Genomic DNA, 23,344 nt, shown 5'->3' with positions numbered 1-23,344 from the left:
GATCTGGGCGCTGGTCCATTGAGGCCGCGCGGGCGCAGAGAAGGCTTGACTTGAATCAAAGCTCCGAGGGGCTTTGAGGATTCAATCCATCGAGACTGTTGCGCTGGGGAATGGCGACCATGGACACCATCAGGTGGATCATCTCCACCGCTCCCGAAATCTTTCTGCTGCTTGCAGTTGCTCTTGGGACCTTGCTGGGCCGGGTCAGGATCCGCGGCTTCTCGATCGGTACCACCGCATGCACGCTCATCGTCGCCGTGCTGATCGGTCAACTCGGCAGCTTTACGTTTCCGTCGGTGCTGCGGGTCATCTTGTTCAGCCTGTTCGTGTTCACGATCGGCTACAAATCGGGACCCGAATTCTTCGCTTCCTTGAGCATCCGCACTCTGGCCCAGGTCGCCATGGCGCTCGTGCTTGGCGGAACGGGCCTGATCATCGTGCTGACATTTGCCTTCACGGTAGGGCTCGATCCAGGGACCGCTTCGGGGCTCGCTGCAGGTGCGCTGACGCAATCCTCCGTCATCGGCACGGCCTCAGGCGCCCTGGCGCAGCTTGGTCTGCCGAAGGCTTTGCTCGAGCAGCAGGAAGCAAATATCGCGGCCGGCTACGCCGTCACCTACGTTCTCGGATACATCCTGACCCTCCTCTACGTCCCGTTCGTCGCGCCCAAGCTGATGGGGGTGAACCTCAAGGACGAAGCCAAGAAGCTGGAGATGGAACTGTCCGGCGGCGAGCCGCCCAAGACCGAGAACCTGCACTATCGCAAATTCCAGGCGCGCGCCTATCGTGTCTCGGCGGCCGCGGGCCGAACCGTCAAGGCGATCGAGGACGAGATCGGCAGCCGCACCGTTATCGAGCGCATCGTGCGCCGGGGAGCCGACATCGAGCCGCATCTCGACACCGTGCTCGAGGCTGGCGACGACATCGTGATCGCCGGACGGACAGCGGTGATCGTCGCCGCGCGGCCTGTGATCGGTACCGAGATCGATGCCGACGAGATTTTGAAGGCCATGCCGGGCAATGTCGTCGACGTGCTGGTCGACAACCGCAAGCTCCACGGCCGCTCGGTCCAGGACGTCGCCGATCGCGTCGGCAGCAATGCGCGCGGTGTGTTCCTGCGAGCCCTGACCCGGATGGGACGCGAGGTGCCGCTCAGCCCCGACACGCGGATCTATGTCGGCGACGTCATGACCCTCGTCGGCACCAGCCGCAATATCGAACGCGCAGCTGCGCAGGTCGGGCAAATCCTACGCGCCGGCGATCGTACCGACATCGCCTTTCTCGCGGCCGGCATTGCCGCCGGCTTGCTGGCCGGCTTGATCAGCTTCAAGGTCGGAGGCATTGCGCTGACGCTGGGCGGCGGAGGCGGGGCCTTGATCGCGGGCCTTGTCTGCGGCTGGCTGCGGTCGCGCCGGCCGACCATGGGCGCGATGCCGCCCGCTGCGCAGCAGACGCTGAGCGATATCGGCCTCGGCGGCTTCATTGCCGCCATCGGCCTTGGCAACGGCCATGCGGCCTGGATCGCGATCCAGGCGCACGGTTTGCTGCTGGTCGGCATGGGCCTCGTCGTCACGCTGGTGCCGCTGATCGTCGCGACGCTGTTCGCTTATCACGTGCTGCGCATGAACCCGGTCGTCACCTGCGGCGCGCTGGCGGGCGCCATGACGGTCGATGCCGCCGTGACGGGCGCCTGCGAGGTCGCCGAAAGCCAGACCCCGGTGCTCGGCGTCGCCGTGCCGTACGCCGTCGGGAACGTCGTCCTGACGGTGCTTGGACCGATCATCGTAGCGGCGACGTTTGCCGGATGAGGAGGCCGGAATGCTCTCGCATCCCTTGATCCAACAGTTGTTACGGGCGGCGCTGCTTCTTCTGACCTTGGCCGGGATCGCCCATGCCGATGACCAAGCCCCGCGACGCATTCAGGAGGAAATTTGGGCCCTGCCGTTGCCGCTCCCGACGTTTGCCTATCTGGTGCGTCCGGTCGGCGACGGCCCCTTTCCGCTGGTGATCATGAACCATGGCGTGGCGCTCAACCCGACCGAGCGCAGCTTGTTTCCCCTGGTCGAATTTCCCGACGCGGCCAAATGGTTCGCCAGACGGGGCTATCTCGTCGTGGCGCCGGTTGGTAGCGGATTTGGCGCCTCCGCAATCGACATCCCCGAGCGCGGAATCTACGGCCCCTTCTTCTCAAAGGTCGGCAAATGCAGCAATCCCAACTTCCGCGATCCAGGCCTTGCGGTCGCCCAAGCCAACCTATGGATCATCGACTATATGGTCGCGGAGAAGCGGGCTCTGCCCGAAGGCGCGATCGTGGTCGGACAATCTGCCGGCGGATGGGTATCGATTGCACTCTCCAGCCTCAACCCGCCGCAGGTCAAGGCCATCATCACCTTCGCCGCGGGCCGTGGCGGCCGGGTCGACGGCAAGCCGAACAACAATTGCGCACCGGACAAGCTCGTCCAGACGACAGGAGAATTCGGCCGCACCTCGCGGGTGCCGATGTTGTGGATCTACATCGAGAACGACACATTCTTCGGCCCGGCATTGTCGAAGCGGATGCACCAGGCCTTTACCAACGCCGGAGGCAAGGCCGAATATCACTTGATGCCGCCATTCGGCAACGAGGGGCATTATTTCATCGGCTCGCCGGATGCGGTCCCGATCTGGTCGCCTCTCGTGTCCAGTTTTCTCGACAAGCTCAAATAATCGCCACGAGAACCCCGGGGTGCGAAACATGGCACGCTCTCACGACAAAACGGCACGACCGGGATATCTGACCGAGGCCATTCTTGCGGTCCTTCTGTCGGCGACCTGCGCCGCAGCGCCCGCCCTTGCCGAGATCGCGCCCCGCGGACAACGCACGGCAAACGACATCAGATACGGCGACTGGAAGAAACTCTGCTTCAAGGCCGCCGGCGCCCCGCTGCTTTGCAGAACCTCGATCTCAGGTACCTTCGAGACCGGACAAATGGCGGTTCGGATCGATCTGATCGAACACGAGAAGGGCAATGCGCGCGTGCAGATCTTTGTCCCTGTTGGGATGTATCTGCAAATACCCGCCAAATTGAAGGTGGACACGGGGGCGCATCACCCAATTCCCTATACTTGGTGTCTCAGTAACGCCTGCATCGCGGCCGACGTGGCGAGCCCGAAGCTGGTCAAGGAGATGGACACGGGAAAGACGCTGACTCTTGAGGTTGTCGATTCCAATCTTCTGTCGCTATCGACCTCCCTGCCGCTCGCTCGGTTCAGCGCTGCCCACAACGGACCGCCGGCGCAGACGCTGGAGCAAGACATCGAGGAGTGACGAGCCACGCCCGATCTCAGGCGTCGTGCTCGGCAAGACCCTTGCGGTCGAGCAGCACGATCTGGCGTTGCGTCGCCCCCTCGAACTTCAGCATCTTCTGGTCGCGCAGTGTGGAGCACGCGCGCGAGACCGTTTCGAGGGTCAATCCGAGATAGTCAGCGATGTCGCGACGACTCATCGGCAGGACCAGGACGCTGGGGTGGCCGAGCCGCTCGTCGAGCTCGAGCAGAAACGCAGCCACCCGTTCCAATGCCGTCTTGCGGCCGAGCAGAAGCATGTGATTCTCGGCATGCTGAAGATTCCGCGTTACCAAGCCAAGAAAGCTCGAAGCGCCGGATTGCCGGTTTTGCATCGTCTCGAGCAGGCTGCGCCGTCTGGTTATGCGGACCCGGGTCTCAATGACCGCCTCCGCAGTGAAACGATGCGTTGCGCCGTTCTCGAGCCCGAACATGTCGCCCGGCAGGTGGAAGGAATTGATCTGGCGGCGGCCATCTGCGAGCAGCTTGTAGGTCCGCACCGTGCCGGAGATGATCTGGTAGACATACTCCGTCTCCTCGCCTTCGCCGAAAACTTCCGTCCCTCTGCGATATTTGAATTCGCTGCAGAACACCCGCTCGCCGGCGAGTGCTGCGAGATGCCCGTCAACCGGACGGATGCTGGAGGTGTTGGTCCTGAGCAGCATCTGAAAAACTCCGACTGAACTAACAATGCATGAATGCTAGGCAGAGCACGGCCGAGCGAACTTGATCTGCGGCAAACTCAGTGCGCCCTCCGTACTTGCCCGGACGCGGCCGGCAGCGCGTTTGCGAATTCAGTATCAAAGCACCTCCAGGGCGGTGGATCGCAAAAGCCGATAGGAAGCTTCAACGGCGCGCACTTGCGTCGGATCAACAACGCACGCCGAAACTCACTTAGCCTGCAACGGGTTCGGATGCATCTCCGCTGTGTGCTCGAAAGCGATCGGCTCGATCCCATCGAGGCGCCACCTCTGTGCCAATTCGCGAATGCTGAAAAGAAACAGAATGCCTGCACGTTTGCCTTCATGCCTGATCTTGACCGTCGTTCTGCTTCTTGGCCTCGCCGGTCAAAGCACTCAGGCAGCCGTCGCGGTGCGGGTTCAGCTTTCTACCCAGACGATGCAGATCAGCGTCAATGGAGTTCAGTATGCATCTTGGCCAGTCTCGACGGCGCGGCGTGGATACCGCACTCCCACCGGCACGTACCGGCCCTATTCTCTCCAGCGCATGCATTATTCCAGGCTCTACGACTTCACGCCGATGCCCTATTCGATCTTCTTCCACGGCGGATACGCAATTCACGGGACATTTGAGGTCCGCAATCTCGGACGTCCCGTGTCCCACGGCTGCATCCGGTTGGCGCCCGACCAGGCGCAAACGCTGTTCGAATTGATCAGGGCTCAGGGAGCTCAGAATACGACGATCGAGATCTCGCCCTGACGGCAAGCACCTTTGCTAAAAATCTTAGCCCGTCCTCCGGACAGGCGTAGCCTCCGCAAAGCATCGGCCCGGCACGTCGATGGGAGGCTTGCAGACCGCTTTGCCTGATTTGAGCAGGTCTCGCGGTTGCAGACGCACCGGCACCTTGTCCAGAGCTCTCCGTTTCAGTTGCACCGTTGGCAACCTGTCGCTCTTTCCCGAGCGATTTGCGCTCTGTTCGAGGGAGGACTGAGGTCCCGCCGAGAGATCAGGCAACGGAATGGCCTGGTGAACGGCCATCGCCGTCGTCATGCCCGCGATGTAGATGAGTGAATGCAACGTGAGTGTCTTGAAAAGCATGATGCTGCTCATTCCACTAATGTCCGTTCTGGACATCGCCGCACGAATTGGCGAAGGCTAGATCGATGTGGGCAGAGTCAATTGATCTGCCGCAAGCTTAGCTGCACTTATGTGACTCTCCGTAGTGCCCTCCTCTCCAGCCCTGCCGTTGCACGAGTTCGGCAGTGCGCTCAATCGAACACCACCCCGGTTTGATGCCGGGGTTGTGTTAACGCGCAGGGCACGGGTGGCAAACTCAGCGCCGCCCAACCCGGTTCACCGGGCCGCCGCGATTCATCGGAGTTCCGGGCCGCACCGCTTCGCGGGCGGTTGCACGGGCGACCGGTCGCGGCCTGAGCACGACACCCGGCCTGGCGACGCAACTCGGCGGATAGTCGACGTACTGGCAATACACCACCGCGGCTGCCGGACCACTGCTGACCGAGACAGCCAGAATGGCCAATGACGCACTCAACGCCATTGCGCCGAGGGTGGACGGTCTGAAGAACGTGGACGTCACCTTCATGAGCATCTCCTGTTTCGCAACTACAGACGGCACGAAGTGGGGCTCAGCGCTCAGGGGCATTGCAGACCATTCAAGACGCTTGGCAATTCCCGTCATGCTCGTCTCTTCCAATCTGGTGAAAGCTCCAGCGTGGGTCATCCCATTACGGGACCGTTGATAAAGATCAACAGACCTTGGAACGGCGGGATGGAAGTGAAATTGCCGAGGCCCGGCTAGTCCGGACGCCCGCACACCGCCTCGACCGAGGCGATGAGCGCACCCGGCTTGAAGGGCTTGTTCAGATAAGCTGCGCAGCCGGACGCCATCGCAGCCGACCGGCAGACTTCGCTGTTGTTGCCGGTCATGAAAATGACGGGCACCGCGATGCCTCTGGTCGCAAGCCGACGGCGCAAGTCGATGCCGGAATGGCCTGCCAGGTCGATGTCCAGGATCATGCAGAGAGCCTGATCGAAATTCTCATGCTGGAGCACCGCCCGGGCCGAGTCGAACAGCGCGGTGTCGTAGCCATGCTCGCGGAGAAGCCGCTTCATGCTTCTTCGGAAGGACGGGTCATCGTCGACCACGTAAACCGATCTTTCTGCAAGCACGATGCTCGGCTTTCTTTCGAGACGGGCGAAGGCCGCACGACATGCAGCTTCGTTTAACGCATTGCGCGCTTCGAAAGTCGGCCCGTCAATAACCTGTGATATTGTCCCTTCGTACAGGGGGCATGTCCTAGTCGTTCGAGGCGCCCGGATCGATCAACCCAAGTCGCTCCGCGATCGACACGAGTTCTGCGAACGAATGGACGCGCATCTTCTCCATGACCTGATGGCGATGCGCCTTGATCGTTCGCTCCGTCGTGCCGAGTTCGTGAGCGATCTGCTTGTTGATCTTGCCGCGCACGACGAGGTCGAACACTTGCCGCTCGCGCGGTGTCAGCGATGATAGGTGAGCCCGAAACGAGCTGAGCCTGCTTTGCTGGCTCTGTGCGGCATTGTGCCGCGCCAGGGCACGCTCTATGGCGTCGATCAACTGTTCTGATGACACCGGCTTCGTCAGGAAATCCTCGGCACCGGCCTTGATGGTGCGCACGGTCGTTGCTGTGTCTGCGTAACCGGTGACAAAGATGATCGGCAACTTCAAACCAAGCTCATTCAACCGGCTTTGCAGGTCAGGACCGCTCAGGCCCGGTATCTTCACGTCGAGTAGCACGCAAGCGGGTTTCTCCCCGCTTGGGAGATGATCGAGCAAGTCCTCCGCCGATGAATGGACGACGACGTCGTAACCCGCGAATCGCAGTCGGCGCTCTATTGCGGTGCGAAAAGATGCGTCGTCGTCTACCACATAAACAAGGCCGGGCAATTTCACCTCTCAACCGCCGTATCTTTTGCAGGGCGCCGTTTTGCGCGGCACGCCAGCTCAAGGCTTAAGACAGAAGGCAAATGCTTGGCAAAAACACCTCAAATTGAAAGGTCGCTTCACGTCGTGCAGATAACTTGTCGACCGTCTCATGCCGCGAACGCCCTTGGACCTTGTCCCAAGGTACAATGTCCCTGGAGACAATGGACGGGAACATCCTCTTTAGTCGTAAATCAACCCCGGCGGGAGTGGGATAGCGCGGCGCATTCCTAGCAATGGAATTCTGATCTGAGACTATTCAGCAATCCGTTGAGGAGTTGGCCATGTTTGTGCGCATCACGACCGATCCCACGCGCCGCCCCAATTCGCTTCACGACCTGGGAATGACCAGCGGCTCGAATCCGACGGTCAGTCTGAGCGAATTCTCATACAAGAAAGGGACTGAGATTTACGGCGAGAAGGAGCCCGCCGAATACGTCTATCAGGTCAAGACGGGCGCGGTGCGAAGCTACAAGCTTCTCTCGGACGGGCGGCGCCAGATCGGCGCGTTTCACCTTGCCGGCGACATCTTTGGCCTGGAGAATGGCAGTGCGCACCGTTTCACGGCTGAGGCGATCGTGGATACCACCGTCCGCCTGATCCGCAGGCAAACCTTGGAGCTTGTGGCCGACAGCGATCCGGTCGTTGCGAACAATCTGCTCAATATGACGACGACGAACCTCCAGCACGCCGAAGATCACATGCTGCTGCTGGGTCGCAAGACGTCACTGGAGCGGGTCGCCGCCTTCATCCTGGAGATGGATCAGCGACTGACCAGAACCGACGTGATAGCGCTGCCGATGTCGCGGCGCGATATCGCTGACTATCTTGGTCTGACGCTGGAGACGGTGTCTCGCGCCCTGTCGCGACTTCACGAGTTCGGCATTATCGATTTTGTCGGCAACACACAGCGCCAGATTGTGCTGTCCGATCGCCAAAAGCTTGCCACTATCGATCTGCAGAGCTGAAGCCGCCGGCGCCGATCGCTGCGAGATGCTCCAGCGTCTTGCGCAAGACTTCGAACAACACGGCGGTCGACCAGCCGAACAGAAGAATGCCGTTCATGGCGGTCATCGGCCCGGTCAAACGCCACGCTTGAACCGGCGTGATATCGCCGTAACCCAGCGTGGTGTAGTTGACGAACGCAAAATAGAGCCGATCGGATTCCGCTGGCGCAGCACCAAGGATCAGGTAGGCGAGTGCCCAGACCAGGATCTCTAGCGTGTGCGCGAGCATGAGCACCGCTGCCGTCGCGACCATGACGGCCATCAGGTGCAGCCTCGGTCGGTGGGTATGCCTCAACCCGGCGGCCCGAGCGATGCCGATTGCACCGACCGTCACCATCGCATGGATCATGATGTTGATCGCGCTGACGAGACCGCCAGCCAGGAATTGGCCTGCCATCCGAGCCGAAGGAGCTCAACTGCGCTTGCGCGAGGTCGGGTCGAGGCGCTGCCTTTGTGCTCTCATGCGCTTGATCTCCTTTTGGAGCGCTTCGGTCTTCTCGTCGCGCTGCTGCTCCGTCCCGGTCTTCTGCAGTTCGTCGCGGCGCAGCTTTTCGAGCGCCTTCTCAACCGAGAGCTTGGTCGTGCCGGCCATGATACCGTCCTCGTCCTGATGTGCCGATAGCGATGCTGCTATCTCGCTAGTCCTCCGAACCAAGCACCGAAATAGCCGGCATACAGCGCCGGATTTTCGAGGTTCATCGAATGCCCGACACCGGGCACGATCACCAACCGGCAGTCCGGCATCGCCGCCGCCATCGCTTGCAGATCCGCAGGCGGGATCCACCCGTCCCGCTCTCCCCACAGCACCAGGTGCGGATGCCGGATTTCGGCCATTCGACGCTCCAGTTCCTTGCTTTCCCACTCCCGATTGAGATTGACGGGCGTGCCGATCCAAATACCCTCGGAGACGCTGAAGGTCTGCTCGAGGATACGCTCGAACAAGCGTTGGATATCTCCAAGCCCCTCCCGAAACCGCGGCACCGAGTGCGGCGCAAGACTCTCAGGCACGAACAGTGAGGATGCCGCAGTCGCCATCACCGCCCGCGTCACCTCCTTGCTCGCCATCATCGCGCGAAAGACATCGATCTGAGCGGCGCTGAAGGCCATGCCCAGCGGAGTAATCGGATCGAGCGCGAACACCCGCCCGAACCGTTGCGGCTGCATCAGCAGCATCCGCGCGGCGATGATGCCTCCCGTGGAGTGGGTGGCGAGGTGGCAGAACCGGATGCCGAGCGCATCGAGAGCGGCGAGCATATCCTGCGCATGCTGCTGCATGGCATAATTGGAATAATCCGCGACCGGCTTTGGCCGGTCGCTATCGCCGCAACCGCGCCAGTCGATGCCGATCACGCGCAGTCCCGAAGGGAACAGCGGTGCGGCGAGCTCGATCCAGTCCTTGCTGGCGAGATTGCCGTGGATGAAGACGACGGTGACGTCGCCTCCCCCCCACTCCCGCCAGCCCAACTGGACCTCGCCCGCCTGCACTCTTGACATGCTCCCGGCCCTACTTGTTCAGGCCGGCCGTGGGCGCTGCGCCCGGAGGCGTCGGCGCTACGGGCAAAGCAGAGATCACGGCACCCTTGATCATCCGGTCCGTGCCGAGCGGTGACGAGGTATCGACTGTTCCCCTGGTCACGAAGTCCACGACGTCGGCCGGGAATTCCACCGGATTATCGGTATGGATGAAGTGCCCGGTCTCCGGATAGACCTTCAGAAGCGGCCGGTTGCCGGCATTGGTCATGCGCGACATGAACGGCGTGATCGCATCGCGACCGAGGTCCGTCAACCCGTTGAAGGCGGGTGTCGGGATGAACGGCTCCTTGTCGCCGAACGAGAGGAAGATCGGCGCCTTGATTTGGGTCAGCCGCTCGTAGAGGTTCTTCGGATTGTCCTGCTGCAGCTCGGCGCCGATGGTGTAGATGTCATAGATGAAGACGTTGCACCATTGTTCGAGCTCTTTCGGATTGCCTTTGATCAAGCCGACGCGCTGCTCGGTGTGAAGGCGGGCATATTCGCTGTCGCTGAAGAAGTAGCCGCTCTTGGAGGCCGAGACCACGTTGGTCTCGGGATCGCGCTTCTTGAAGTAGAAGAAGTCGCGGACATTCTGCTCCGAACGTTTCATCTCGGCGTCGAGAATCCCGGTCGGGCCCCAGGTCGCCTTCCACTTGTCGAAGTCGTGGTCAAAGGCTTGATCGAACAGCCTCGCCTTCTTGTCCTTGGCGATGGTGATGTCGCGTGGATACTCCTCGAGCCCCGAGGGGGCCTCAAGCGCGAGACCCTGCACGGCGTCCGGCCAGGTCAGGGCGTAACCCATCACAAACTGGCCGCCCAGCGAATGGCCGAGGTAGTATGCCTTCTTGACCCCGAGTTGGTTGACCACGAGGTCGTAGATGACTTCGCGCATGTCCTGCATGGTGCGCGCCGGGCTCTTGTCGAGATTGCCTGGTCCGGACATGCCGTAGTGCGGCAGATCGGGCGCGATCACACGCACACCGCTGCGCAGAGCGTATTGCATGACGTTGCCGTAGTGCCCGGCGAAGGCGCCCTTGCCATGGATGATGACCAGCACCTTCGGATCCTTGTCGGTGCCGGCATATTCGTCCATGTAGCCGATCTGCCAGGAGTTGCCGCTCTTGTCCTTCGCGTTGGCGTACTTGACCGGATAGGGGTAGGTCACGAAATCCTTCCAGAAGGACTTCTTCGGATCGATGTTCTCGGCAACGCCGGGCACGCGATAGCTCTTGTCGTCGAACGTCTGCGCGCGATCCAGCGCAGCCACGTCATCCATGAAGGAGACGAACTTCGGATCGTTCTTGCGCTGGTTGATGATCGGGAACACACCGTAGTGCGCAACCGGGCTTTCCTGGGCGATGAGGTCTGCGCCGGGGACCCGGTCAACTGCCTTCTCGGCCAGCTTGAAGTTCAGCCAAAGGTCGTTGGTGATGTGCATCACCAGCGTCCGCGCGCGAACGCGGCCGAGATAGGGATTGACGTTGTGGGTCTCGCCGACCCGATTGCGCCAGACGAGATCGACGGCGTCGTAGAGCTTGGCACGGTTGATGACGCTCAGCCCCGCCTTCTCGTTCGGCGGATCCCAGTAGAAGATTTCGGGCTGCACTGCACTCCAGTTCTGGCTCGTGCGGAAGGCGAAGTCGTAGCCGGTCATGCCGAGGATCGACCAGCCGAACGCCAGGCCCGGAACAGGGTGCTTCTCCTTGGGCAGCTTGTAATAGTCGCCCTTGGTCTGCTGCCACACCGGATCCGACTGGATCGCCGCCGTCATCATCTGGAAGGTCCAGTTGCCGACGGGATCATCGCCGTCCGACTGCGTGGTGCCGCCGATCGGCATCAGCGCCCCGATGAACTCCGGATGCATCACGCCCCAGACGTAGGTCTGAGTGCCGCCCATGGAAACGCCGGTGATCAGCGCAGCCCGAGCGATCTTCAGGCCGTCGCGCAGCATGCGGTAGTTGGCCTGCACCATGTCGTAATAGCTATATTGCGGAAACTTGATCCCAAGACCGTCGGACGGCTTGCTCGCGCCCCAGGTGCCGAGCGGATCCACCATGACGACATAATAGCGATCGGTATCGATCGGCCGGCCCGGACCGATGATGGGCACACCACCCGACAAGGCCGCGCCCTTGACCCACTGCTCGTACATGTCCGTCGAGTCGCCGGAATAGTAGGAATTGACGATCACCGCATTGGTGATCTCGCCGGCCGCGTTGCGGCGGGCATTGCCGATCGCGATGTAGGCGGTCCGCAGCTTGCCCGCACCCAGCGATTCAAGCGTGACGCCGCCCTCGCCGCCACTCTCCCATTTCGAGGGATCGGAAAGGTCGTACTTGCCGCCGAGACGGAAGTTCGCAATTTCATAGGTCTTCTTCAGTTCGTCGTGCTGCATCTGTGACGAGCGGCGCGTGAACGGCTGCGCAAGCGCGAGCGACGTGCCGATCAGCAGCAACACTGCACTCACGAGAAGGCGGCGCATGGCCTCACTCCCTTTCATGGCGATTTCCTCCGGCGATTGCTTGATCGGACGCTAGGAGGCGCCGGGCGGCATCCTTTGACTTAACTCAATGGATTGCGGAAGTTCTGACCGAGGATGCTTCGGCATCAAATTACCCGCCGGGTCGCCGCAATGCCTTTCCTCAGCCACGGCTCGTATCGGATCCGCTACGAGCTTGACGGCCCTGCCGACGCGCCGGCCTATGTGCTGGTCAACGGCCTGACGCAGTATGCCGAGCTGTGGACCGCCTATCGCGATGCGCTCATCGCTCGCGGTTTCCGCGTCGCAACGTTCGATCTGCTCGGCCAGGGCGAGTCCGACAAGCCAACGCTCTTCATCAGTCAGGACGATCAGGTTACGGCCTTGCACCTCCTGATCCAGGAGCTCGGCAGCGGGCCCGTGTTCCTGGGCGGGATCAGCTTCGGCGGTCTGATCGCGCTGCGCTATGCCATCGCACATGGCGACCGATTGTCCGGGCTGGTCCCGATGAGCTGCTTTGCCGAGCTGCCCCCGCAACTCTTCCTGCTCGGCAACGCGCTGCGCACCGGCCTGATCCTTGGCGGCACCAGCTACCTGCAGGATTTACTGCTGCCGATGAATGTCTCCGACCATTGGCTGGCGCCGGTGCTGGACAAGCTCGACAGCGTGAAGCGGCAGGGCTGGCTCGTGAACGATGTTTACGCCTTGCAGAACCTGATGGAATCCTTTCTCGACTTCCAGCCGCTGACGCCGCAACTGCCGTCGATCGGCATGCCCACAATGATCCTGAACGGCGAGTTCGACTTCCTCACGCCACGCGCGCTGCACGAGACGCTGCGCGTTCAAATTCCCGACAGCAGCCTGGTCATCATCCCCCGGGCCTATCACGCCTTCACGCTGGAGAAGCCGGCGCTGACGGCCGATTTGCTTGCGCGATTCGCGGATGACGTGATGGCCGGACGCTGGCAGGGCAACAAGTCGGTCTGGATCGCCCCGGACGAGGCCGGCGGCGAGCTCATACCGTTTCCCGCGGGTTACGATCATCTGCGCGCGATCCCGGTCAAGGGAACGGCCGCATGAGCGCCTGCTTTGGACCGCTCGATTCCGACGGCCGCGTGCCTGCCCGGCAGCAGACCCGCGTCGCGAGCTTCCTGATTTCAGCCCATGGTGCGCTGGGGCGTCGCTTCGCTCTCGCCTTGCCGCCGAGGCTGGAATCAGCCTGGCAAACCGAACTGAACGCGCAGTTCTACAACGAGTCGGAGATCGTTTCTCTGCTGCTTCGTGCAACGAATTGGGCACCGGACCTCGCCCTCCTCTACCTGGCTGCCGCCTGGGAGACCGCCTGGTTTCCCGCACCGGCGGCGGGCATTCCAGATCCAACCCTGGCGCTTGCCGTGGATCTTGCGACCCTCGTCCACGCCGTTCACGCCGGCATCAGGCCGGCGGCGCTGCTTCCGGTGGAGGCGAATCCGAACGATCCCTTCGCGATGGCACTCCGGCGCGTCGAGTTCGAGAGCGGCCGGCTGCTGCAGGCGCAAATCATGTTCCTGAAAGGCGAACGCCTCGTGCCGTTTCGCGACGCCGTAAGCCACGCGCTCGAGCGGCGCCACGCCGAGGTGCGCAAGCTATGGCGCGAGATGCTGGAGAGCATCGGCATGACTTCGCGCAACCAGAATGACGCGAAGCCTTGACCCAAATCAAGGGATTGCGCGCACCGCCCGCCAACATTCGTCGGACGAACCGATCGGAGTTTCACCATGAGGGCCGTATCCGTCGAAGAAGCCGTCGCGATGATCCCGGCCGGCGCGAGCGTCATGGTCGGCGGCTTCATGGGCGTCGGGACGCCGGAACGTTTGCTCGACGAACTGGTCCGACAGAAGAAGAACAATCTCACGATCATCAGCAACGACGCGGCCACGCCGGGCAAAGGAGTCGGCAAGCTGTTTGACGCAACGCTGGTGTCGCGGCTGACTGCCACCCACATCGGTCTCAATCCGAAGGCGCAGCAGCAAATGCTGACGAACCAGGTCGCGGTCGATCTGATTCCACAGGGTACTTTCGCCGAGCGTATCCGCGCCGGCGGCAGCGGCTTGGGCGGCGTGCTCACGCCGACCGGGGTCGGCACGCTGGTCGCGGAAGGTAAGCGCCAGATCGAGGTGGACGGCAGGCCTTATCTGGTCGAAACCGCGCTGCGCGCGCAGTTCGCGCTGGTGCACGCCTTCCTCGCCGACTACCTCGGCAATCTCTCCTATGCGTTGACCTCCCGGAATTTCAATCCGGTGATGGCCATGGCGGCCGATACCGTGATCGTGACCGCGGAGCACATCGTGCCCGTTGGCGTCATCGCGCCCGACCATGTCGTGACACCGGCACCGCTGGTCGACTATCTCATCACCAACGCGAACGGGTGAGGTCATGGACGCACAGGAGATCATCGCTCGCCGTGTTGCGCAGGAGCTCAAGCCGGGCAACCTCGTCAATCTCGGCATCGGCATTCCAACGCTCGTCGCCAATTATGTCTCACCCGATCTGAAGGTGTTCTTCCAGTCCGAGAACGGGCTGATCGGCACTGGACCCATTCCCGAGCAGGGGCTGGAGCACCCGCTGCTCACAGATGCCGGTGGAAAGCCGATCAGCGCGCTGCCGGGCGCGAGCACGTTCGACAGCGCAATGTCCTTTGCATTGATCCGCGGCGGCCATGTCGATGTCACCGTGCTCGGCGGCCTGCAGGTCGACGCAGGCGGCCACCTCGCCAACTGGATGATCCCCGGCAAGATGGTCCCCGGCATGGGCGGCGCCATGGATCTGGTGAGCGGCGCCAAACGGGTCATCGTCGCCATGCAGCATGCGGCGAAAGGCAAGTCGAAGATCGTCAAGCAGTGCAACCTGCCGCTGACCTCCAGCCGGCCGGTGAGCTTGGTGGTCACCGATCTCGCCGTGATCGGCTTTCCCGATGGCAAGGCCACCCTGATCGAGACCGCCCCCGGCGTCAGCGTCGGCGAGGTCATGGCCGTCACCGACGCCGAGCTTCACATCGGCGAGCGCATTCCCGAAATGAAGATATGAGCGGGCGAGGCAGTATGCGCGTATTCAGCGATTTCAAAGAGATCAAGGCGGCCGTCGGCACCGAGATCGGGGTGAGCGATTGGATTGAGATCACCCAGGAACGGATCAACCAGTTTGCAGAAGCGACCTGCGATGAGCAGTGGATTCACGTCGACCAGAAGCGCGCCAAGAAAGAGATGCCGGGAGGCAAAACCATCGCCCACGGGCTGCTGTCGCTCGCGCTCGCGCCCCTCTTCATCCGATCGGTGATCGGCCTGAAGGGCTTGCGCAATACACTCAACTATGGCGCGGACCGGATCCGCTACCTGGCACCCGTGCCGGCAGGATCCAGGCTGCGAGGACGCGTCACGGTCGCCGAGGCGGAGGACGTGCCGCCCGACGGCCTGCGCGTCAACTATCATCTCGTGATCGAGATCGAAGGCGGCACGAAGCCGGCCTGTGTCGCCGAGCTGATCGCGCTGCACTATCGGTAAGCGCTGGCGCGATCGGTTGGCGTATCACCCTAGTCGATGATGTGATAGCCGCCGTCGATGTACAGGACACCGCCCGTCATCAGCTTGGCGCCGTCGAGCGCCAGGAACGCGGTGGCGTTGCCGACGTCGTCGATACTTACGAGGCTCCGCGCCGGCGCCTTCGATTGCGCCTTGTCCATCAGCTCGTCGAATTCAGGAATGCCCGAAGCTGCGCGGGTGGCCAGCGGTCCCGGCGAGATCGCATGCACACGGATGCCCTTCGGGCCCAGCTCGGCCGCCGCGTAACGAACCGCCGATTCCAGCGCCGCCTTCGCCACACCCATGATGTTGTAGTTCTCGACCACCATCTGGCTGCCGTAATAGGTCATGGTGAACATCGTGCCGCCGTTCTTCATCAGGGGCTCGGCCAGATGAGCCATCCGCAGGAAGGACCAGCAGGAGACCTCCATGGTCTTGAGGAAGCCCTCGCGTCCGACGTCGACGACGCGGCCATGCAGCGCTTCCTTGGGCGAGAAGGCGATCGAGTGCAGCAGGAAGTCGAGCTGCCCCCACTCTTTCGCGATTCGTTCGAAGACCTGCTCCGTCTGTCCTTCGACCATGACGTCGAGCGGCACGAAGATCGGCGCTTCCAACGCCTGTGCGAGCGGCTCGACGTGCTTCTTCGCGCGGTCATTGAGATAGGTCACGGCGAGCTCGGCTCCGAGCGCCCGAAAAGCCCTGGCGCAGCCCCAGGCGATGGATTGATCGTTGGCGATACCGACGACGAGCCCCTTCTTGCCCTTCAAGGCAACCTTGGTATCCGGATAAACGGGAATCATGACACCCTCTCTTGTCTGGGGTTGCTCGATGGTGTGCTCATCAGAAGCGACAGCGTGTGCTGCGCAATCATCAGCTCCTCGTCGGTCGGGACGACGAAAACCGGAATGAGGCTGCCGGGCTGCGAGATCAATTGCGCATGGCGCGCGTTTTGGACCGGATCAAGCGCCACGCCGAGCCAACCGAGCTGCTCGACGACGCGGGCGCGAATGGTTGCGGAATTCTCGCCGATCCCGGCGGTGAAGACGAAGGCATCGAGCCCCTGCAGTGCGGCCGCCAGCATGCCGGCGTTGAGGCCGATCCGATAGGCGAAATAGTCGATCGCAAGCTTTGCCTTGGGATCGTCGCTCTTTTCCAGCTCGCGCATGTCGTTACTGACCCCGGAAAGACCTTTCAACCCGCATTCGCGATAGAGGAAGTCCTGCACGCCCGCAGCCGACATGCCCTTCTCGGCCATGAGGTAGAGCACGACGCCGGGATCGAGCTGGCCCGGCCGCGTTCCCATCGGCAGACCATCCAGCGCGGTGAAGCCCATGGTGCTCTCGACGCTCCGCCCATTCTTCATGGCGCACATCGAGGCGCCGCTGCCGAGGTGAGCCACGATCACCCGGCACTTCGCGATCTCTGGCGCAACGTTCGGCAGGTTCCGGGCGATATACTCATAGGATAGGCCATGAAAGCCGTAGCGCCGCACGCCCTCGGCATGAAGCTGATGCGGGATCGCGTAGTAGTCCGCCAGGGCCCCATGTGTGCGATGGAATGCGGTGTCGAAGCAGGCGACCTGCGGCAATGCCGGAAAGTTCGTCAGGATCGAGCGGATCGGGGCGAGGTTGTGCGGCTGGTGCAGCGGTGCAAGGTTGGCGAAGCGCTCCAGCCGAGCCACCACGCCGTGGTCGATCAGGACCGGCTTGTCGAAGTCCGGGCCGCCATGAACCACCCGATGCCCGACCGCGATCGGGTGAATGCGAAGCTCCTCGCGGAGCCAGGCGCCGGCGATGCCCATCGCGGTGGAAACGTCCGGCACCGCTTCGATCGGATAAGCACGGTCGGCCAGGGGATCGCCCGCCGCAGCGCTTGCCTTCAGCCGCGGACGGCTGCCGATACCGTCCATCTGGCCCTTGATCTGCCGCCGCAGCCGGCCTTCACCCTCGACCGAGAAGATCTGGAACTTGACGCTGGAAGAGCCGGCATTGACGACGAGGATCGTATCCATGGTGGTCACGCCGCAATCGTGGGGGCGCGCTGGCGACGCGCGTTGGCGTAAAGCGATGCCACCGCACAAGAGGCCATTCGCGCTCGCGCCGTATCGGCCCGCGAGGTCAAGACCACCGGCACGCGAGCGCCGAGCACGATGCCGGCGCCATCGGCCTTGGCGAAGTAGGCGAGGTTCTTTGCCAGCATGTTGCCGGCCTCGAGATCGGGAACGACGAGGATCTGCGCCCGGCCTGCGACCTCGGACTTAATGCCCTTGATGCGTGCCGCCTCGGGGTCGATCGCATTGTCGAACGCCAGCGGTCCGTCGAGCACGCCACCGGTGATCTGGCCGCGATCGGCCATCTTGCACAGCGCAGCCGCCTCGATCGTCGATGGAATCTTGGAGGTGACGGTCTCGACCGCCGACAGGATGGCCACGCGCGGTGCCTTACCGAAGCCAGCCTCCACATAGAGGTCGATCGCATTCTGGATGATGTCGCGCTTGGCGTCGAGATCGGGAAAGATGTTGATGGCAGCGTCCGTGACGAACAAGGTCTCCGCATAGGCCGGCACGTCCATGACGAACACATGGCTGATGCGGCGATCGGTGCGCAGACCTCCGGCCTTCGCCGTGACGGCCCGCATCAGCTCGTCCGTATGCAGGCTGCCCTTCATCAGCATCTCGCCCTTTGCAGCGTGGATCAGCTCGACCCCTTTGCTGGCGGCGTCCTCGCTATGCGCGGCATCGACGACCTCGAAGCCCGAGATGTCGAGATCGAACTTTCTGGCGGTATCCCTGACCTTGCCTTCAGGGCCGACCAGGATGGGCCGGATGATGCCGGCCTGTGCGCTGTCGACGGCCCCACGCAGCGAAGTCTCGTCGCAGGGATGGACCACGATGGTTGACACCGGGGGGACGGCCTTGGCTGCCGCGATCAGCCGATCGTACTTGCTGGACGATTGCGATGGCCCGGTTTCCGCTGCCATGACGTTGCTCCCGATCCTCTGAACGGCCGTTACGACGCTCTCGCCTGGTCGAAAGGGGCAACGTTGTTCGTGCTCCCTTCTTCCGTGTTGAGGCCAAGAAGCGCCGCAATTCGCTGGAAGCGCCTTGCGGGCTCACCGACAAGCTCGCCGCTGGCGGAGAGCACGTCCCGCATGGACTCGAACAAACTCCGGCGCTGATTGACATCATCAGGCAGCATTCTTGAGATGGCTGCGAGGGCTCCCTCCTGATCCAGGAGCAGCATGAAGAACTGCTCACGAACCAGCATCTTGAACTCGGCGAGCGACAGACGCGGCCCGCCGTAGTCGCGCCGGACCCGGCGGAGCGCCTCGATGCTGCGCTCGTCGACCATTCCCCGGGCCGAGCCGATGTAGAGCAGGCTCCGGATGGCTGCTTCACGAGGCCCACCCTCGCCGATTCTGGACCTCAGTTCGGCAATCCGCGCCTCGAGCATCGCCCGGTGCTCGGCTGACATTTCCCGCCGGCGCGACGGCTCTGACTTTGGATCGATCCCCAGCGCTGCCTGCACGGCCGGCGATCCGTACAGGTTGAGAAAGACCGTCTCGCTCAGAGCCTCGGTTGCGTCGCGCCAGCTATCGAGCGCATGGACGATCTGTTTGGACATCTGCTCCTGGAACGCCAGAAACGGATTATCCTTCGACACCGGCTTGCGCTTGTCCTCGATCTCTTCTGCCGCAGACTTGACGGTGGCCATCAGCGGGTTCTGGCTGCTGAAGGCCTCGTACTGTAGCCGCAAAGGATGCAGGTTGCGCATCGTTTCCGCCACTTGCGGGCTCACGACGTTCTTGATCCAGGGCTGGACGAACTTCCGGTAAGCGGCGAGATTGATCTCGGAGACGCGCTTGGCGGCGGCGAAACGCCGTTCGTCCTCGGGCGAATTGCCGCCCATCGCCCGGATGTCGTCGAGCGTCCGCGCCTCGCAGCGCATGACCCACTTGCCGACGACGAGATCCGAGCTCGTCGTCTCCTCGTCCTTGGCCTCGAAAGTCGCCTCATAGAGCCCCGGCGGCAGCACATCGATCAGATCGATATTCTCGGAGAATTCCGCATGCTCTTTCTTGGCGACGCCGCCGGAGACGAAAATACCGAGATGGCCGACGCTCTGGTGAACCGTATATACGATGGTCTGCCCGTAAGCCCTGATCTCGTCGACATCCGCGTAGCAATCCAGAATCCAGTCCAGCGCTTGCTGCGGGGGCGTGACGTTATCGGCCTCGGAGCAGAACACCAGAATGGGCGATCGAATGTTTCGGAGGTCCACCTTCTTGCCGTCGGACATCTCGATCCTGCCCGCGGCCAGGTTGTTGCCGATGAACAATTCATCGACGATGAACTGGATTTCCTCGGCGTTGAGATTGACGTGGCCGCCCCACCAGCGCTCGAATTCGAGATAACGGTCGGCTTCGGTGTCGACCTTCGAATAGACGTTGTACTGCTTGGTCCACAGGGTGTTGGACGGATTCTGGTTCTCGAAATTCTGCACCAGCCAGGCGCCATCGAACTTGCCGGCACCGAGGTCGCTGGCGAGCGCGGTCAGCCAGCTTCCCCCCAACAGTCCGCCCGAGTAACGCATCGGATACTTGCCATGCACTCCGGCCCAATAGGCCAGCGGCGCGCCGGCGATGATGATCGGCCCGAACAGTTCCGGACGCAACGACGCCAGGATCATGACAGCCCAGCCGGCCTGGCAATTGCCGATCACGCAGGGTTTGCCATCGGCCTTCGGATGCAGGCTGATCACCTTTTCGATGAACAGCGCCTCAGCGCGAGCGATGCGCTCGATGGTCTGTCCCGGCATCGGCTCCGGCAGGAAGCCGACGAAATAGCAGGGATGACCCGCTTTCATCGCGACGCCGATCTCGCTGTCGGCCTTGAAGCCACCGATGCCCGGGCCGTGCCCGGCGCGTGGATCGACCACGATGAACGGCCGCCGCTCGGGATCGATCTCGACGTCCTTGGGCGGAATGATGCGGACCAATGCGTAGTTGACCGGCTCATCCAGCTTGCGGCCATCGATGATCAGTTCGGCGGCATATTGCAGGACATGCGGAGCGGTCTGCGCGACGTGCTCGCGATACTGGTCGCCTCGTCGGCGCATGATGTCCAGGAACAGCACGCTGCGCTGCCCTGCGTCGACCAGATATTCGACCGCCGAGGCGACAAGCCCGGACAGGGGCCCGCCCGGTAGATTTGGAGTTTCCATCGACATGTTCCGACCTCTCTCGTCCGCGCATCCATTGAGAGCGCGAGGGCGCGGGGAAACGTTGACTTAGGTCAACGGTCGGCCCGATAGAGACAGCGTCAGCGGACCTGCCGTGGTGACGTCGGGCTCGAAGCCGGCGGTAAGGACCATCAGCTCCTCTCCCGTGTGAAGCTGGCGCAGCGTCCTCACGGGCGCACTTCGCCCCCATCTTTTGTGAGCCAGATGTTGATGCTCACCAACAACACCCAGAACGGAAAGACGACGAGGCTCCAATCGATGTAGTAGCTTCCGATGAGAAGGATGGCGGCGACGCCATATCCGCCATAGGCGAGCCAGCGCGGCGTGAGTCCCGTGTAGAGGGCGATCGTCGACGTCGTCATCATGAACACGGAGGCGGTCTTGACGAGATAGATGTTGACCATTCCGTACGCCAGGCCACGGCCGAAATGGAACGTCGCGGAGTTGATCAGCACGTTCGGCGCAGCGTGGAAAGCCAGAATGACGGCGCCGATCACCGCGGCGGCGGCGAACAGCATGGCCAGCATCAGGACAGCGCTGCCGAAGAAGATCGTCGCAAAGAACTGATCCTCACGCGTGCCGAGCCGGTCGCGCAGAAAGCCGACGAACCACAGGAACGCCACGCCTGCGAAGGGCACGAGGTTCAATGCCAAGGCGACGTTGCTGGTCCCGCCGTGCAGCCACGCACCCGGTTCAAGCGGATCGGCCGGTACGGACCGCCGCATCAACCAGAACACTGCAAGAAGGAGCAGCGAAAACAGAATCCCCGCCGCGGCCGCCACGCGCGGGGCTCGCAATCTCGCCCGCGTCAATCCGGTTGCTTGCGTGATCACGAGACCACCCGCCCCTCTTCGTTCGAGGCTGCCGGACTCGCCACGCCGTGGTGATGCGACAAGCCGAGACCCTGCCGGTCCTCGATGCGGGCCGCGGCGCGGTCCTGCGCATCAAAGCTCGACCGTTCGATCCCTGAATCGAGGTGACCGAGATAGTCGCGGACGAGTTTTGCATGCTCCCCGCGGGCGCAGTCGCCGAGCTCGGCGAGAGCAGCGCGCAGGCGGCGCATGACCTGAATGGAGGTCGATCCGAACTGGCGGATTTCGTCGAAAGCCAGCGCGAGATAGTCCTCCCAAGTCGGCATCCGGTAGACCACCCTGAGAACGCCGTCATCATCGTACGCCCGGCACGCCTCCAGATCACATTTGGCCAGCCGCCGCAGCATATCCTCGATCTGGTCGATGGCCTGCACGGCCGTCGTCGGGTCGTTGATGGCGGGAGACAGCGCCTTGATCGCGACATCGACGAGGAGTCGCATCGCATATTTCGGGTCTTGCTCGAAAGTGCGCTGCTCGTCGAGATGAACGCATGCACTCAGCTGCTTCTCTCCAACGAGGGCATTCGCTCCGTGCGCATGCAGGATCACGCTGCCTTCGAGCAAGGTATCCCCGACGCCGCACTCCATCATGATGAAGCCGTCCATGCGGCGGGCGTGGCCAACCAGCCCGGCGATGTCGATCGACGTCACCGACTGCGGATTGCCGATATGCCTGACCGTCAGCTCCGGCGGACCTTGGAAAGGTTGCGCTCGCACGGCCTTGCCGGACGTGCGCCACGGGACCGCCTGGTACGTGCCGACGATGACCTGCCGGCCGATATCGCCCAGCGCCTGCAGCACCCGTATGATCTGGAGATTGTTCAAGCGCTGAACAAGCTGCGCCAGCATCAACACGCTCGCCACCAGCATGGCTGCGACGATCGCGGCCGAGAGAAATGGGACGCCTTCAGCCCCCTGGCGATCGACCCAGGCCAGCGTGGAGAGGCTGTACATAAAGGTCGCGACGAACATACCGAGCGAGTGGAACAGCAGCCGGTCGCGCGCAAACCAGACCACGAGACGGGGCGAATAGACCACGGCATTGAATTGAACGAGCACGAAAGCGATCGAAAACACGATGCCGGTCAACGCCATCATGCCCGAAGCAACCGCCGACAGGTAAGCCTGGGCGGAGGACGTCGACAGATTGAGGCTGACCGCCAAGAACGTCGCTTCCAGGCGCGGCATCAGAAGGCCGGCCGCGACGCTCCCGATCGCGTAGAGCGTGGGTATCAGCCAAAGCTGCATGCCACTTCCTTTCACTGCCCGAATGCCGTCCGGTCCGCTCGGCACGTGGCAGCATCCTCGCGCTCGCGCGCGGTTCGTTGATCTTGATCAAGGGTGCGTACCGCCCGCTGGGATCAACGCTGACCTCTTGCGCGGGCGCCACGTTCACGTCTTTGGACGGGAGCTCGTATCGCCGCTATGACCGCGACAAGATCAGCATCGGTCGATCGCTGTTGCTCGGCCTAGAGATAGGTGGCGGCGGACATCGTGAGAACGATCGCGTTCGGACATCGAGCCACGCGACTCGGTCATCGGGACAGCGCCGGTCATGCCTGATCCTGGCGGCCGAAAGTGTGCGGCACGGCGCGCTGCCTGTGCGAGCCAAAGTAGCGCCACGTTAGGGGCAAGTTGAAACCCACTCCAAAGCAGCCAGCACGGGGGTGGTCGTTTGGAGGCTCAGAAA

At 62.6% G+C, this 23,344-nt stretch carries 25 protein-coding genes; 10 read left to right on the top strand and 15 right to left on the bottom strand.

The features are described 5' to 3' along the window. The first annotated feature begins 119 nt into the window (after positions 1-119). Genes DCM79_RS27190 through DCM79_RS27180 form a run of 3 tightly spaced genes read left to right on the top strand, consistent with a single transcriptional unit; the run spans position 120 to position 3,307 of the window. Positions 120-1,808, top strand: a complete 1,689-nt coding sequence (locus tag DCM79_RS27190; protein ID WP_257177164.1) for a TrkA C-terminal domain-containing protein — start codon at positions 120-122, stop codon at positions 1,806-1,808. 10 nt (positions 1,809-1,818) lie between these two features. Continuing rightward, positions 1,819-2,706: a S9 family peptidase gene (locus DCM79_RS27185; RefSeq protein WP_257177163.1), complete on the top strand. Its 888-nt coding sequence runs from the start codon at positions 1,819-1,821 to the stop codon at positions 2,704-2,706. A 28-nt stretch (positions 2,707-2,734) separates the two neighbouring features. After that, positions 2,735-3,307, top strand: a complete 573-nt coding sequence (locus DCM79_RS27180) for an invasion associated locus B family protein (protein ID WP_257177162.1) — start codon at positions 2,735-2,737, stop codon at positions 3,305-3,307. Between the two features lie 16 nt (positions 3,308-3,323). On the opposite strand, the gene DCM79_RS27175 is transcribed toward DCM79_RS27180, so the two are convergent. Then, complete coding sequence (locus tag DCM79_RS27175) at positions 3,324-3,989, bottom strand: helix-turn-helix domain-containing protein (RefSeq protein WP_257177161.1); 666 nt, start codon at positions 3,987-3,989, stop codon at positions 3,324-3,326. A gap of 340 nt (positions 3,990-4,329) precedes the next feature. Here DCM79_RS27175 and DCM79_RS27170 point away from each other — a divergent pair, with 340 nt between their 5' ends. Continuing rightward, a complete protein-coding gene (locus DCM79_RS27170) occupies positions 4,330-4,764 on the top strand; it encodes a L,D-transpeptidase (protein WP_257177160.1) in 435 nt (144 codons plus the stop codon). A 24-nt stretch (positions 4,765-4,788) separates the two neighbouring features. On the opposite strand, the gene DCM79_RS27165 is transcribed toward DCM79_RS27170, so the two are convergent. From DCM79_RS27165 to DCM79_RS27150, 4 genes are all read right to left on the bottom strand, one after another. Beyond that, a complete protein-coding gene (locus tag DCM79_RS27165; protein ID WP_257177159.1) occupies positions 4,789-5,115 on the bottom strand; it encodes a hypothetical protein in 327 nt (108 codons plus the stop codon). 223 nt (positions 5,116-5,338) lie between these two features. Next, positions 5,339-5,608: a hypothetical protein gene (locus DCM79_RS27160; RefSeq protein ID WP_373568118.1), complete on the bottom strand. Its 270-nt coding sequence runs from the start codon at positions 5,606-5,608 to the stop codon at positions 5,339-5,341. A 212-nt stretch (positions 5,609-5,820) separates the two neighbouring features. Beyond that, positions 5,821-6,171: a response regulator transcription factor gene (locus tag DCM79_RS27155; RefSeq protein WP_306556719.1), complete on the bottom strand. Its 351-nt coding sequence runs from the start codon at positions 6,169-6,171 to the stop codon at positions 5,821-5,823. 151 nt (positions 6,172-6,322) lie between these two features. Next, positions 6,323-6,952 carry a response regulator transcription factor gene (locus DCM79_RS27150; protein ID WP_257177157.1) on the bottom strand — a complete coding sequence of 210 codons (630 nt, stop codon included), beginning with the start codon at positions 6,950-6,952 and terminating at the stop codon, positions 6,323-6,325. A 320-nt stretch (positions 6,953-7,272) separates the two neighbouring features. On the opposite strand from DCM79_RS27150, the gene DCM79_RS27145 reads away from it, so the two are divergent. Continuing rightward, complete coding sequence (locus DCM79_RS27145; protein ID WP_257177156.1) at positions 7,273-7,956, top strand: helix-turn-helix domain-containing protein; 684 nt, start codon at positions 7,273-7,275, stop codon at positions 7,954-7,956. On the opposite strand, the gene DCM79_RS27140 is transcribed toward DCM79_RS27145, so the two are convergent. From DCM79_RS27140 to DCM79_RS27125, 4 genes are read right to left on the bottom strand one after another with little or no spacing between them, the layout of a single operon-like run. Then, on the bottom strand, positions 7,937-8,392 hold the full coding sequence (locus DCM79_RS27140) for a potassium channel family protein (protein WP_257177155.1): 456 nt from the start codon (positions 8,390-8,392) through the stop codon (positions 7,937-7,939). The two genes, DCM79_RS27145 and DCM79_RS27140, sit on opposite strands and share 20 nt — an antisense overlap. A 15-nt stretch (positions 8,393-8,407) precedes the next feature. After that, positions 8,408-8,587, bottom strand: coding sequence for a hypothetical protein (locus DCM79_RS27135; protein ID WP_257177154.1), 180 nt, complete (start codon positions 8,585-8,587; stop codon positions 8,408-8,410). A 38-nt stretch (positions 8,588-8,625) separates the two neighbouring features. After that, on the bottom strand, positions 8,626-9,489 hold the full coding sequence (locus tag DCM79_RS27130) for an alpha/beta fold hydrolase (RefSeq protein ID WP_257177153.1): 864 nt from the start codon (positions 9,487-9,489) through the stop codon (positions 8,626-8,628). Positions 9,490-9,499: 10 nt separating this feature from the next. Next, positions 9,500-12,007, bottom strand: coding sequence for an alpha/beta hydrolase (locus tag DCM79_RS27125; protein ID WP_373568117.1), 2,508 nt, complete (start codon positions 12,005-12,007; stop codon positions 9,500-9,502). 132 nt (positions 12,008-12,139) lie between these two features. Between DCM79_RS27125 and DCM79_RS27120 the strand changes: the two genes are divergently transcribed. From DCM79_RS27120 to DCM79_RS27100, 5 genes are all read left to right on the top strand, one after another. Then, positions 12,140-13,066, top strand: coding sequence for an alpha/beta fold hydrolase (locus tag DCM79_RS27120; protein ID WP_257177151.1), 927 nt, complete (start codon positions 12,140-12,142; stop codon positions 13,064-13,066). Between the two features lie 35 nt (positions 13,067-13,101). Next, positions 13,102-13,677, top strand: a complete 576-nt coding sequence (locus DCM79_RS27115) for a hypothetical protein (RefSeq protein ID WP_306556718.1) — start codon at positions 13,102-13,104, stop codon at positions 13,675-13,677. A gap of 66 nt (positions 13,678-13,743) precedes the next feature. Then, entirely contained in the window at positions 13,744-14,397 is a 654-nt protein-coding gene (locus DCM79_RS27110) for a CoA transferase subunit A (RefSeq protein ID WP_257177149.1), read from the top strand. 4 nt (positions 14,398-14,401) lie between these two features. Continuing rightward, a complete protein-coding gene (locus tag DCM79_RS27105; RefSeq protein WP_257177148.1) occupies positions 14,402-15,052 on the top strand; it encodes a 3-oxoacid CoA-transferase subunit B in 651 nt (216 codons plus the stop codon). A 14-nt stretch (positions 15,053-15,066) separates the two neighbouring features. Then, positions 15,067-15,525 carry a MaoC family dehydratase gene (locus DCM79_RS27100; RefSeq protein ID WP_257177147.1) on the top strand — a complete coding sequence of 153 codons (459 nt, stop codon included), beginning with the start codon at positions 15,067-15,069 and terminating at the stop codon, positions 15,523-15,525. Between the two features lie 29 nt (positions 15,526-15,554). Here the strand turns inward: DCM79_RS27100 and fabI are convergent, their stop codons facing one another. The 6 genes from fabI to DCM79_RS27070 form a co-directional block, all read right to left on the bottom strand. After that, entirely contained in the window at positions 15,555-16,343 is a 789-nt protein-coding gene (gene fabI / locus DCM79_RS27095; RefSeq protein WP_257177146.1) for an enoyl-ACP reductase FabI, read from the bottom strand. Beyond that, positions 16,340-17,554 carry an acetate/propionate family kinase gene (locus tag DCM79_RS27090; RefSeq protein WP_257180858.1) on the bottom strand — a complete coding sequence of 405 codons (1,215 nt, stop codon included), beginning with the start codon at positions 17,552-17,554 and terminating at the stop codon, positions 16,340-16,342. The genes fabI and DCM79_RS27090 overlap by 4 nt, the downstream gene beginning before the upstream one ends. A 5-nt stretch (positions 17,555-17,559) precedes the next feature. Next, positions 17,560-18,537, bottom strand: coding sequence for a phosphate acetyltransferase (locus DCM79_RS27085; protein WP_257180857.1), 978 nt, complete (start codon positions 18,535-18,537; stop codon positions 17,560-17,562). A 14-nt stretch (positions 18,538-18,551) separates the two neighbouring features. After that, positions 18,552-20,771: a DUF3141 domain-containing protein gene (locus DCM79_RS27080; protein ID WP_257177145.1), complete on the bottom strand. Its 2,220-nt coding sequence runs from the start codon at positions 20,769-20,771 to the stop codon at positions 18,552-18,554. Between the two features lie 179 nt (positions 20,772-20,950). Next, positions 20,951-21,565, bottom strand: coding sequence for a hypothetical protein (locus tag DCM79_RS27075; RefSeq protein ID WP_257177144.1), 615 nt, complete (start codon positions 21,563-21,565; stop codon positions 20,951-20,953). Between the two features lie 47 nt (positions 21,566-21,612). Then, on the bottom strand, positions 21,613-22,902 hold the full coding sequence (locus DCM79_RS27070) for a DUF2254 domain-containing protein (RefSeq protein WP_257177143.1): 1,290 nt from the start codon (positions 22,900-22,902) through the stop codon (positions 21,613-21,615). Positions 22,903-23,344 lie beyond the last annotated feature (442 nt).

The sequence above is a fragment of the Bradyrhizobium sp. WBOS07 genome (assembly GCF_024585165.1).
Taxonomy (GTDB): Bacteria; Pseudomonadota; Alphaproteobacteria; order Rhizobiales; family Xanthobacteraceae; genus Bradyrhizobium; species Bradyrhizobium japonicum_B.
Note: the sequence above shows the minus strand (reverse complement) of the source record. Positions and strands in the feature narration are given on the sequence as shown.

Bases quoted from the DNA above. Each gene is read 5' to 3' on its own strand.
- DCM79_RS27070 (WP_257177143.1), bottom strand. From the start codon at position 22,902: ATGCAGCTTTGGCTGATACCCACGCTCTACGCGATCGGGAGCGTCGCG.
- DCM79_RS27100 (WP_257177147.1), top strand. From the start codon at position 15,067: ATGCGCGTATTCAGCGATTTCAAAGAGATCAAGGCGGCCGTCGGCACC.
- fabI (WP_257177146.1), bottom strand. From the start codon at position 16,343: ATGATTCCCGTTTATCCGGATACCAAGGTTGCCTTGAAGGGCAAGAAG.
- DCM79_RS27180 (WP_257177162.1), top strand. From the start codon at position 2,735: ATGGCACGCTCTCACGACAAAACGGCACGACCGGGATATCTGACCGAG.
- DCM79_RS27120 (WP_257177151.1), top strand. From the start codon at position 12,140: ATGCCTTTCCTCAGCCACGGCTCGTATCGGATCCGCTACGAGCTTGAC.
- DCM79_RS27160 (WP_373568118.1), bottom strand. From the start codon at position 5,608: ATGAAGGTGACGTCCACGTTCTTCAGACCGTCCACCCTCGGCGCAATG.
- DCM79_RS27130 (WP_257177153.1), bottom strand. From the start codon at position 9,489: ATGTCAAGAGTGCAGGCGGGCGAGGTCCAGTTGGGCTGGCGGGAGTGG.
- DCM79_RS27175 (WP_257177161.1), bottom strand. From the start codon at position 3,989: ATGCTGCTCAGGACCAACACCTCCAGCATCCGTCCGGTTGACGGGCAT.
- DCM79_RS27140 (WP_257177155.1), bottom strand. From the start codon at position 8,392: ATGGCAGGCCAATTCCTGGCTGGCGGTCTCGTCAGCGCGATCAACATC.
- DCM79_RS27145 (WP_257177156.1), top strand. From the start codon at position 7,273: ATGTTTGTGCGCATCACGACCGATCCCACGCGCCGCCCCAATTCGCTT.
- DCM79_RS27125 (WP_373568117.1), bottom strand. From the start codon at position 12,007: ATGAAAGGGAGTGAGGCCATGCGCCGCCTTCTCGTGAGTGCAGTGTTG.
- DCM79_RS27135 (WP_257177154.1), bottom strand. From the start codon at position 8,587: ATGGCCGGCACGACCAAGCTCTCGGTTGAGAAGGCGCTCGAAAAGCTG.
- DCM79_RS27165 (WP_257177159.1), bottom strand. From the start codon at position 5,115: ATGAGCAGCATCATGCTTTTCAAGACACTCACGTTGCATTCACTCATC.
- DCM79_RS27190 (WP_257177164.1), top strand. From the start codon at position 120: ATGGACACCATCAGGTGGATCATCTCCACCGCTCCCGAAATCTTTCTG.
- DCM79_RS27080 (WP_257177145.1), bottom strand. From the start codon at position 20,771: ATGTCGATGGAAACTCCAAATCTACCGGGCGGGCCCCTGTCCGGGCTT.
- DCM79_RS27110 (WP_257177149.1), top strand. From the start codon at position 13,744: ATGAGGGCCGTATCCGTCGAAGAAGCCGTCGCGATGATCCCGGCCGGC.
- DCM79_RS27185 (WP_257177163.1), top strand. From the start codon at position 1,819: ATGCTCTCGCATCCCTTGATCCAACAGTTGTTACGGGCGGCGCTGCTT.
- DCM79_RS27170 (WP_257177160.1), top strand. From the start codon at position 4,330: ATGCCTGCACGTTTGCCTTCATGCCTGATCTTGACCGTCGTTCTGCTT.
- DCM79_RS27090 (WP_257180858.1), bottom strand. From the start codon at position 17,554: ATGGATACGATCCTCGTCGTCAATGCCGGCTCTTCCAGCGTCAAGTTC.
- DCM79_RS27105 (WP_257177148.1), top strand. From the start codon at position 14,402: ATGGACGCACAGGAGATCATCGCTCGCCGTGTTGCGCAGGAGCTCAAG.